Source organism: Deltaproteobacteria bacterium (assembly GCA_019308925.1).
GTDB lineage: Bacteria > Desulfobacterota > B13-G15 > B13-G15 > RBG-16-54-18 > JAFDHG01.
Window position 1 is genome coordinate 1 of sequence record JAFDHG010000082.1, and the last position, 9,752, is coordinate 9,752.

General features: G+C 43.6%; 9 protein-coding genes (1 of these 9 running past the window's edge). 6 read left to right on the top strand and 3 right to left on the bottom strand.

The window, feature by feature from the left end:
- The first annotated feature begins 399 nt into the window (after positions 1 to 399).
- From JRI46_11340 to JRI46_11350, 3 genes are read left to right on the top strand one after another with little or no spacing between them, the layout of a single operon-like run.
- Positions 400 to 720 carry a nucleotidyltransferase domain-containing protein gene (locus JRI46_11340; protein ID MBW2040161.1) on the top strand — a complete coding sequence of 107 codons (321 nt, stop codon included), beginning with the start codon at positions 400 to 402 and terminating at the stop codon, positions 718 to 720.
- Entirely contained in the window at positions 717 to 1,106 is a 390-nt protein-coding gene (locus JRI46_11345; GenBank protein ID MBW2040162.1) for a HEPN domain-containing protein, read from the top strand. The genes JRI46_11340 and JRI46_11345 overlap by 4 nt, the downstream gene beginning before the upstream one ends.
- Positions 1,103 to 3,649, top strand: coding sequence for a DEAD/DEAH box helicase family protein (locus JRI46_11350; GenBank protein ID MBW2040163.1), 2,547 nt, complete (start codon positions 1,103 to 1,105; stop codon positions 3,647 to 3,649). The genes JRI46_11345 and JRI46_11350 overlap by 4 nt, the downstream gene beginning before the upstream one ends.
- A 213-nt stretch (positions 3,650 to 3,862) precedes the next feature.
- On the opposite strand, the gene JRI46_11355 is transcribed toward JRI46_11350, so the two are convergent.
- Entirely contained in the window at positions 3,863 to 4,873 is a 1,011-nt protein-coding gene (locus JRI46_11355) for a DUF21 domain-containing protein (protein ID MBW2040164.1), read from the bottom strand.
- A 685-nt stretch (positions 4,874 to 5,558) separates the two neighbouring features.
- On the opposite strand from JRI46_11355, the gene JRI46_11360 reads away from it, so the two are divergent.
- The 3 genes from JRI46_11360 (at position 5,559) to JRI46_11370 (ending at position 7,510) form a co-directional block, all read left to right on the top strand.
- On the top strand, positions 5,559 to 5,816 hold the full coding sequence (locus JRI46_11360; GenBank protein ID MBW2040165.1) for a hypothetical protein: 258 nt from the start codon (positions 5,559 to 5,561) through the stop codon (positions 5,814 to 5,816).
- A gap of 29 nt (positions 5,817 to 5,845) precedes the next feature.
- A complete protein-coding gene (locus JRI46_11365; protein MBW2040166.1) occupies positions 5,846 to 6,169 on the top strand; it encodes a LapA family protein in 324 nt (107 codons plus the stop codon).
- Positions 6,170 to 6,472: 303 nt separating this feature from the next.
- Positions 6,473 to 7,510 carry a mechanosensitive ion channel family protein gene (locus JRI46_11370; protein ID MBW2040167.1) on the top strand — a complete coding sequence of 346 codons (1,038 nt, stop codon included), beginning with the start codon at positions 6,473 to 6,475 and terminating at the stop codon, positions 7,508 to 7,510.
- A gap of 125 nt (positions 7,511 to 7,635) precedes the next feature.
- On the opposite strand, the gene JRI46_11375 is transcribed toward JRI46_11370, so the two are convergent.
- A complete protein-coding gene (locus JRI46_11375; protein MBW2040168.1) occupies positions 7,636 to 8,889 on the bottom strand; it encodes a glycosyltransferase in 1,254 nt (417 codons plus the stop codon).
- 184 nt (positions 8,890 to 9,073) lie between these two features.
- Positions 9,074 to 9,752, bottom strand: the 3' portion of a protein-coding gene (locus JRI46_11380; protein ID MBW2040169.1) for a hypothetical protein. Its footprint extends 338 nt past the window's final position; the window shows 679 of its 1,017 coding nt (coding positions 339-1,017); its start codon lies beyond the right edge, outside the window — the gene reads right to left on this strand; the stop codon is at positions 9,074 to 9,076.

The window sequence follows — 9,752 nt, forward strand, 5'->3', positions numbered from 1 at the left end:
CTCATAATACCCTCTTCATCAGCGGCCCCTCCTTTCAAAAGTTTTTAACAAAATAAAATTGTTACCATTTTAGGGGCCGCTACCCTAAATTTCAACTAACTTTGACACACCCTCGCTTGCCGAAATAGCGAGCAAAGTAAAAGATTCAAGAGAACTCATAGATTACTGGGCTATAGACTGGGATTATAAAGGCGACACCTTCCACAATCAGTGGCAGAGTTTCAGGGTAAAGAAGAATCCGAAAGTAGATTATGAGGCTATACACAAATACGAAGACGCGGGAGAATATCAGATAATGACAAAAGTTGTGGATGTCTTTGGGAATGACACAAATAAGGTTTTGCCTGTCTGCGTTCAATGCACAGGTAGAAAGGTGAGGATAAACTGAAAGGCAATAAAATGATAAGAGAGATAGAACATCTCCTGCCGCAGATAAGGAATCTTGTTACAAAAATCTACGGCGATCGTCTTGTGGACATTATTCTTTATGGCTCTTTTGCTAGAAATAATGCGACAAAGGAATCCGATATAGATATTGCTGTGGTGCTCAAAGGCAGGGTAGATAAGTCAAGAGAAATAGACAAGATATACGATATACTCTATGACTTAATGCTGGAAACGGGCGAATTGATCTCAATATATCCTTTGTCTGATGAAGAGATTAGAAATTCGACCTGGCCATTGTATCACTACATCAAAACAGAAGGGATAAAGATATGAAAGAGATAGAAACTTTAATCCAGAGGGCTGAAAGGGCAATAAAAAGTGCGGAACTTTTACTGAAAGAAGGAGATGTTGATACTTCAGTCTCCCGCTCTTACTATGCCATGTTTTATGTAACAGAGGCATTGCTCTTAACCAAGGAGTTGAAGTTCTCCTCTCATAGGAGCGTTATCTCACTTTTTGGCGAGCATTTTGTAAAGACAGGTATCTTTAAGCCAAAAATGGGCAAGAGATTGAGCAAGACTTTTGAAAAGCGGTTAATAGGTGATTACAGTTTTGCTCCTGAGATAGATGATGAAGCCGCAAAAGAAGCTCTATGCTGGGCAAAGGAATTTGTTAGAGAGATAAGAGACTATCTGATAAGGGAAGGATATACAAAATGAAACCAACCGAACTTTTACATCCAGACCAAAGACGCCCAAGCAAGGCATATTTAGTTAATGAACTTCGTAAGGCAGTAATTACCTGGCGAGAAGACGGCTATCCCAATACGACAGACACCACCCGCCGTTTGTTGCAATTTTGGTTTAATGAAGACCATATTGTAGATGGTGAGCCTTTCGATTTCTGGTTCTGTCAAAGAGAAGCGATTGAAACGCTGATTTATGTTTATGAAGCAATGGAAAAGCGCAACTTCATAGACATGGCAAGGGATTTTGGCGCTGGTCCCATTCAAGGTTATGACCCCTCTTACGACCAATACCCTCTTTATGCTTTCAAGATGGCGACAGGTTCGGGTAAAACCTTTGTGATGGCGTTAGCGACAGTTTGGTCTTACTTTCATCATAAGAGAGAAAACAAAGACGATTATACCTCAAAGTTTCTGGTTATCGCTGGTGAGAAAAATGTCATCTATGACAGACTCATAAGAGACTTCAAGGATGGAAAAATATTCAGAGAATTGCCGCTTGTTCCACCTGAATGGCAGGAGGATTTTGACCTGAAGGTGATCCTTAAGAAGGACCCAATTCATGTTATTCCCGAGGGGGTGCTATTCTTAACCAATATTCAGCAGTTAGAACAAAGGCAGAGCAAAAAGAAAGAAGTAGAAGAGTATGTAGATAAAGTTATGGAATTGCCAGAGGTATATAATGTTTCTGATATCTATCAGGAGAACAGAATAAGAGAGGTTTTGACATCTTGTTCCAATATAATGATTTTGAAAGATGAAGCCCATCACATCTACAGTTTTGAAAAGGCGTGGAAAAAGATACTGTTAGGTCTTAACAAAAATCTTGCTTCTCAATATGGCAAAGGCATAAATATGGAACTCGATTTCTCGGCTACGCCTAAAACCGAAACCGGGGCTTTATTCCCATGGATTATTGTGGATTTCTCTCTTAAAGAAGCAATTGAAATGAACATTGTTAAATTGCCTTTAAAAGGTATGGTAAAAAATGCCGAGGAGATTGCCTCAACGAAAGCGGTTGAGAGATATAGAGCATGGATTGATGCTGGGATAAGAAGATGGCGAGAATACAAAGATACGCTAAAGCCATTATCAAAGAAACCCGTGTTGTTCTTCCAATGCCCTGAGAACAAGGAGGCAGACGAAATATTTGGTTATGTGAACTCTGCTGTTCCAGACCTTAAGGATAAAGTATTACTAATACATACAGACAGTACTGGAGAGGTAAAAAAAGCAGACTTGCCCAAGGCAAGAGAGTTTGCAAAGACTATTGATGACTCTGACCATGAAAAAAATCCCTACGAGGCAATAGTAAGTACATTGATGTTAAACGAGGGATGGGATGTGAGAAATGTAAATGTGATTGTGGGATTGAGGTCTTATACTTCAAAAAGAAAGGTGCTCCCGGAACAGGTTATTGGAAGAGGCTTAAGGAAAATGTTTCCAGAGGAGGATGCAAATATAGACAAATCCGTAAATGTGCTCGAAGTCATTGGGCCTCCAGGACTGATAGATATTCTTGAGGAATTAGAAAACCAGGAAGGGATAAAGTTTGCCGAATTTGACACCGGGAAGTCGCTTAATTTAACCACAATATTCGTCGATGAGAATAAATTGAATAAGGATATTGAAATACCAATCTTGAGTCCAAGGATTCTCATAAGAGAATTTTATTTAGGCGAAGCAGAGATCGATAATTTGCCTTCTTTGGCTGTTCCTTTAGAGAATAAAGTCTTAGAGATGGAATATGTGGCGATAGACATGCTCAAGGGGATGGAAGTTATAAAGAGAAAATGGGATTTACCTGTACCTAAGGATTCTAAAAGCGTAATTGCCTATTATACGGACCAGATACTTAAGCAACTGAAAATTGGCGGTGCTTTTGCCAGTTTTTATCCGGTTGTAAAAAGATACGTTGAGGGAAAATTGTTTACTGAGAAAGTTGACCTTGAAGACCCCAGAGTTCTTTACAAATTGAGTTCTCCTGATGTTCAGGAACGATTGATCAACTTGTTTGTAAATGCATTCAGAGATATGACTTTCACTGAAAGAGAGCCTGAAAAGAGGGATACCATAAAGCTCTCGGATACGAGACCTTTTGTATGGTCAAAATTGGTTTATCCTGCCAATAGATGCATTTTTAACTATGTGCCATGTGATAACGATTTTGAGGTAGATTTTGCCAAATTTTTAGATGGAGCTGAGGATGTAGAGGCTTTCAGTAAAATCGTTTCCAAAATAGGGTTCTTTGTAGAGTATAAAGATTCAAAGGATAACCTTAGATTATATTACCCCGACTTTGTAGTGACAATTGACGAGAGCGAACGATTAATTATTGAGACAAAAGGTAGGGAAGATGTTGATGTTTGGCATAAGGACAAAAGGATAAAAAAATGGTGCAAGGATGCTACGGGTTTATCGGGGAGGAAGTGGTCATTCATAAGAGTTGACCAGGAAGAATTTGAAAAATACAGATTTAAGAGCATTAAAGAATTGAGCTCAGCATTGGAAGGATAAAAAAGAAACCGCACTTCATATACCAGCATATATGCTTCAGACTTTCAATCCTTGCCCTTCGGGACATTGCTCCCTTTGGTCGCAACGTCGTAAGTGCTGGGAACGTTAGACAAAATTGCAACACTAGAAAGTAGACAAGTAAAATGGTGAGACTAAGAATTAAACATAGTAGAGACTTCTGCTGTATTAAAAGAGCATTAGCCTAGAAGCTTCTTAGGTGAAGTCGTGTTCATCCCTGATGCTCCCTACCAACTCTTCTAAGATGTCTTCCAAAGTAATCAGACCTGCGACCTTGCCTCCGGCGTCTAAGACAATCGCTTGATGGAGTCTTTTGGCCTGAAAGCTGCGGAGTTGGGCATCGATTTTCTTATCGGCCGGAACAAAGTAGGGGGGCCTTAGAATCTTTCTTATAGAAATGGACCTTTTGGCATCGATCAGCTTAAAAAAATCTTTGGTATGTATGAAACCTACAATATCCAAGTCCTTTCCTTTGGTGACGGGAAAACGGGAATTGCCGGTCTTCAAAATTGTCTTCATAATTTTTTCCATAGGTGCATCGACATGGAGGACATTCATTTTTTCTTTGGGTACCATGACCTCCCCAACGGTCTTGTCGTTCAAAGTGAAGACCCTTGAAAGCATCTTCCTCTCCTCGGCGGTAATAGCACCTTCATCCCACGCCATCTTAATACAGGTCATGACTTCAGCCTCAGTGAACAGGGGTCTCTTTATTTTGGCAACATCCAGGCCTATGAGATACAAAATCTTATTGGTTATGTAAGTGATCACCACGATCACAGGATTAAAAAGGGTCATGATTACATTAAGCGCGGGGGCAGTGATAAACGACACCCTTTCATTGAAGTATTTGGCATAGACTTTGGGGGTAATCTCGGCAAAGATCAGAATAGCAAGGGTTAATATAACTGTAACGTAAGCGATCCCCTTTTGCCCCCAAAAAGATATCGCCAGCGCCGTGGCAATGGCCGACATAGCGACATTGACCAGATTGTTTCCCAGCAAAATGGTCCCGATAAGCCGTTCAGGTCTTTTCAATACACGCTCGACAAGTTTGGCCCTCACGGGCATGGTTTCAGCCAAATGTCCTAGGCGCAGTTTGCTGATGGCCATAAGGGCTGTTTCAGAACCCGAAAAAAAGGCTGAAAAGCCCAAGAGCACCACCAATACGATAAGCATGAATACAAGGTTTGTTTCCTCCATCATTTGCCTCCCTAACGGATGCTTTTGTCACATTTGCATGTGGGTTAATTTTTCTGATGATCAGAAAAGAGAAATTCTACCATATAAGATCATGCGTCCACAGGTTTTACTCTACAAATCTTAGCACTTTTCTTAACCACGCGCTAGTTCGCGACCAGTATATATCCCAAATAGTAAAGAGGACTTTTAAAAGGTTAATAATATCATAAACAAGGCACATAAAATATTCAAAAAGTGGGGGTGGAGATAAAGCCTCACTTACAGGGGGAGGAGGGCTTCTTATCCCCTCGCTTCAGAGCTTTCGCGGTGACCCTTTGGGGGTTCGCAGGCGGGGAATACTTGCCCCTTCCCCGCTCTAAAGGCGGGGCTTTCCCCTTCCTGCTCACCCTCGGTGGGTACCCCACCGCTCCCAGCAACTTCGCTCGGGGACAAGAGGCCCTTTGAAGCCCACCCTCCCAAGACTGAGGGACTACGGGTGGAGATAATTTGAATTTGGAGGTAATTAGGAAAAATTTATCCTGCGAAACTGACGCAGAAAAGGTACTTGAGGAAATTTTTTGTGAAAAAAGGTTTGCAACCGCCGATAAAAAATTCTATATTTGCAATTGAACCTGTAAGAAAGAGCTAAGTGGGCTGAGCAGCATAAAAATATTGCAAACTACTGGATAGGGAAAGGAGGTAATAGGCCATGGAAGCCTTAACAATAATTATTGCCGTCATCGCCTTAATTATCGCCATCGGCGCCTATCAAAAGGCGGGGGCGATAGCCGATTTGAAGAAGCAGGCCGATGTTTTCACCAAGATAGGTGACAGCATTATCAAAACCACCGATTCCTTGCGTATTAAGACGGCCGATATCCTGGACAAGATGGAGGCGGCTGTGAGAGGCACTGAGGAGGGCAAGGAAGAGCCAAGGGCCCGAAAGAAAAAGGAAGAGAAAGAGTAAACTCTTAGTCCATTAAAGACTTTTAGCTCATGAGACTGGTTAAAATCATTCTCATCATACTTATCTTTTTCCTCACCGTCACCTTTTCACTGCAAAATGCAGAAGAGGTAACGATCCATTATTACGGATTAATAGATCCTTTTACCGTCCCTCTCTTTACTGTGGTATTGGTAACTGTGTTGCTGGGTATCATCATCGGTGCAGTGGGGGGGTTGTTGACCAATGTTAAGCTCCGTCTGGAGCTTAAAAGGCTAAAGAAAAAAATTGATAAGGCAAAAAGGGGACAGGAGATGTTGAAGGGTGAGGCCTTCCCCAAGCTGGAGTTTCCCCCTTCTCTCACAATCAAAGAATAAACCCCACAATCCCTGATATCGTGGCAAAAAAAGAAAATTTGAACTCCTTCTGGGAATATATTCAGAGGTCCCTATAAAAAATTATCTGAGATGCTCTCATCACTGTGATAATTTTCTCTCGTGTGAAGTGGAATGATTTAGATTGAGGTTTCTTCTCTAAGATGGTATAAGCATACCCGCGGGAGTGCGGAGCTTCGCAAAGAGGACCTACCGCCAGGGCGGGATTACTTTAATATTCGCAGCTTGCAAGCACACAAAGCGTAATGCAACAAGCCGTGCCAACACAATAAGGAGGCTTATATAATGAATGAGTCTCTAAAAATCACACAATTGGTATTACCACTTGCCTATGTCATAGGCGGATTTCTTGTTGGACTAATCATTGAAAAAATTGTCCTCAAGAAACTTAAGAAAATAGCCGAAAGGACCAAATGGAAAGGTGATATTATTGTCATCAACTCCCTGCGCGGCATGATTATCATTTGGTCGGTCATTGCCGGTATCTATGGCGCAGTCCTTAGTATCTCGATAAGCCCAACCCTGATGAGTAATCTCCAGAAGATTCTCCTAGTCGTTGTTATCCTTTCAGCAACAATAGCTTTAACGAAGATGGCGGCTGGTTTTGTTAATCTCTATATCAAGAGAGAAGATGTGCCTCTACCCTCAACGTCAATATTCATGAACTTAACAAAACTACTGGTCTTCCTTATCGGTATATTGGTTATACTGCAATCCCTTGGTATATCTATTACCCCCATACTGACTGCTTTGGGTGTCGGCGGACTTGCTGCTGCCTTGGCCCTCCAACCTACGCTCGCTAATCTATTTTCTGGGCTCCAAATCATTGCATCAAAACAGGTACGGCCAGGAGACTATATAAAACTTGATACAGGTGAAGAGGGTTATGTTACAGACATAAGCTGGCGCAATACAACCATCAGAGCACTCCCGAACAATATGATCATCGTTCCAAATTCCAAGCTGGCCTCTGCCATTATCATAAACTATTATCAGCCCCAACAGGAAATGTCAGTCCTGGTACAAATCGGTGTCAGTTACGACAGCGACCTCAGAAAAGTGGAAAAGGTCTCTATTGAGGTGGGAAAAGAGGTCATGAGGGAAGTTGAAGGAGGTGTTCCTGAATTTGAGCCGTTTATTCGTTATCATACCTTTGCCGATTCCAGTATTAACTTTACCGTGATTCTGCGTGCCAAGGAATACGTTGGTCAATATCTTATCAAACATGAATTTGTAAAGAGACTACATGAACGCTATAATAAAGAAGGCATCGTCATTCCGTTTCCCATCACAACGGTCTATATGAAAGAGGAAGAAATATAATTACATAGCACAGGCGCACGATTGCATAAACGAGTTGCTAAGCCTCTCCAGGCCTTTCTTCGCAAAAAATTTCTTTACGAAGTATCTTCGTCCATAGTAAAGTTTTGATCATTTGACTTAATTCTCTACTTCGATATTCCCCTAGATTTCTTGTCCCACACCTTGATGAGGTAATCCTTATGTTCCTCAAACCTCAGGGCCTGCTCTTCCACCAGGGCCTCGGCCTCTTGGGATGACATCTCCCAACTCTGCCGCACAAAGGATGCCACCCGGGCGTAGTAGAGCGGGGTCACCAAGTCAATCAATTTGTTGCGGTTGACACTCCAGGCGTGGAAGGTAGCTGCCAGCTCGTAGAGGATCTGGATCCAGGCATTGGTGGAGAGGTGGAACTCCTGGGGGTCAAGGCGGGTGGCCTTCTGGATCTCTGCAAAGCACTTCTTGCAAAAGATGTCTTTCCATAGAGGCGAAAATTGCTGGAAGCCGACCTTGAAATGTTGGATCATCCCTTCCAGATCCACCTTCACGGGTTCAGGTTCCACGTAACCCTCGTATCCGAAGGTTTCCACGGGTTCGCTCCCTTGGACACCCTTCCAGTAACTCTCATAACGCTCCATGAGAGAAAAGATGGTCCAGAGCACCTGGCGGAACATCGGCCCCAGGTGGAAACCTGGGTCCTTAGCGTCGTGGATCTTGGCCCCCAGGTTGGACTGACAAATCCTGAAGCCCTGGGTGATGGCATTGATGGTCATCCAGATGTCAATCCCAAATCGGGACACGTCGGTCTCCCACACATCCTGCTCGATATGGAACTTCGCCACGTCCCTGGAGAAGGCGAAGTCCCCCCCAATGGGCTGTCGAATCCGCCTGCCGTACAGGGCGCGGGTGAGGTTGTACACGATGTTGTTGGTAATGGTCCCGTCGTACTTGTGTCGGAGGTAAACCGGGGCGACGAACTGGTACCCCTTCTCCAAAACGGGATCAAGGAGGTATTTCACCCAATCTGAGGTGATGCTCCTGATGTCCGCATCCACCACGCCGCATGCCCGAACTCTCAGCCGCTCAGCCGCCTCGAAGACAGACCTCAGGGCTGTCCCCTTGCCCGCCGGCCCCCTGTAGATAGAGATAAGCTTCTCCTGCCAGGGTTTGATCTCAAATTCCTTGGCTACCTCCCGGGTGTCGTCTGTAGAACCCCCGTCGGCAATAAGGATGACACATCTTCGGTCTTTGTAATGGTTGGCCAGACCGTGGGTGACCATTTGGATCACGTGGGCAATGGTCCTCTCATTATTGTAGCAAGAGATCCCAATGAGGATATCCGCGGATTCTATCTCCTCAATTCGCTTGGACGTATACGCCCGTAGGGCCGTATTATAGTGCATAATTTATCCTTCCTGTATTTCTATCCCGCCCCCTTGGGCTGTACTTCATGAGGGTTTCTTTCACTCATCCTTTTTCTCTGGATAGATCCTTTCCTTCTTGGTTATCAGTCTTTCTCTAAGCTTATCAAATCTGTCTCCCATATCATCTCTGATCTCGTTTGTAGGCGGTATAAACCCTTCGTCACTAGGGTGCTATAAGGCCCTCCTCTAAAAAGAGATTATCGACATGCTCTTTTATAACACCATATACCGTTCTTCTTAATCCTTCAGGGCTTATCCCTCCTGTTATAAGCCTGGTATCATGTGCTTGCATCCACCTCTCTATGCTGTGTCGCTGGAATTCCCTAAACATCTTCATAAATTCGTCGGAAGTCCCCCATGCCCCTTTGATCTGCTTACCCATAACCTGAAAGGTGGAAGAGATGATATCCTCTGACATCCTCCTTACCCCTTGGAGAACCTCTCTCGAAGGTTTGCCCTCAGCCAGCGGCTGGTCCATATTGATACCGAGATCTACCAGCACAAAGCTCTCTTCGGGAAGCTTAATTTCACCTTTTTCATCTTTGCCGAACAACTGAAGCAGAGTCGTTGTCTCAACACCATACTTCTTTGCAATTCTTATTGACCAGAATAGGTCCCTGTTTATTCCTATCTCACCAGAGAGCGGATAGGTTATGGACTTTTTAATTGGTATTAGGCCTTTATATGTGAGCATACTAATGAGCGGCACACCAAGCGAGGCATTGACCCGACCACCAAGTGTCCTTCTCTCCCCCTCCATATGGTATCTCTTGAACACCGCCTTGCTAAATAAAACAGGCGAACCCTCATAAGTGAGGGGTGAACCAAGAAGAAAGGGATCT